A 795-nucleotide genomic window follows, 5' to 3' on the forward strand; every position below is an offset into this window, starting at 1 on the left:
TCTGGCTCGGAAACCTCCAGCGGGAGCTGCGGGCGAAGCGGTATACGCCTGCACCCCTGCGGCGAGAGTGGATCCCGAAGAGCAATGGTGGTAGGCGGCCGCTGGGGATACCGACCATTCGGGACCGCGTGGTCCAGATGGCGTTCCTCCTCGTGTTGAACCCGATCTTCGAGGCCGATCTGCTCGACGAGCAGTACGGCTTCAGGAAGGGGCTCGACGCGAAGCTTGCGGTCCGTCGCGTCCACTTTCACCTCGTCGACGGTCGGCGTGAGGTTGTCGACGGCGATCTGCGCGATTATTTCGGCACGATCCCGCACGGCCCCCTCATGAAGAGCGTGGCCCGCAGAGTCGCCGATGGCCAAGTACTGTCGGCGATCAAGGCGTGGCTGAACGCCCCGGTCGTCGAACGTTCGTTTCGTGGTGACATCCGGACGACAGCAGCACGCGACGTACATCGGGGGACGCCGCAGGGCGGGGTGATTTCGCCCCTGCTGGCGAACCTCTATTTCCGTCGCTTTGCCCTGGCATTTCGGAATAGCCGCGTGGCGCACGAAGCGGATGCTCGCCTGGTCAACTACGCGGACGATCTGGTCCTCTGCTGCCGCCCCGGCCACGGGGTGGCGGTCATGGCGAAGATGCGCGAATTGATGGGCCGGCTGGGGCTGACAGTGAACGAGGAGAAAACGCGGCTCGTGAGGGTGCCCGAGGGGGCGTTCGACTTCCTCGGGTACACCCTGGGGCGTTTCTATGGGCGGAACGGCAAGCCGTACATCGGCACCAGGCCGTCCAAGAAGG

The 795-nt window shown here is 65.0% G+C and carries 1 protein-coding gene; it reads left to right on the plus strand.

Features of this window, described 5'->3' with window-relative positions; all coding sequences use genetic code 11:
- Window positions 1-128 precede the first annotated feature (128 nt).
- Window positions 129-795: reverse transcriptase domain-containing protein (locus QHF83_RS53370; RefSeq protein ID WP_282425891.1), on the plus strand; the 667-nt coding region annotated here is incomplete at its 3' end.

This window comes from Polyangium sp. 15x6 (genome assembly GCF_029960785.1).
In the GTDB taxonomy this organism is placed as follows: domain Bacteria; phylum Myxococcota_A; class Polyangia; order Polyangiales; family Polyangiaceae; genus Polyangium.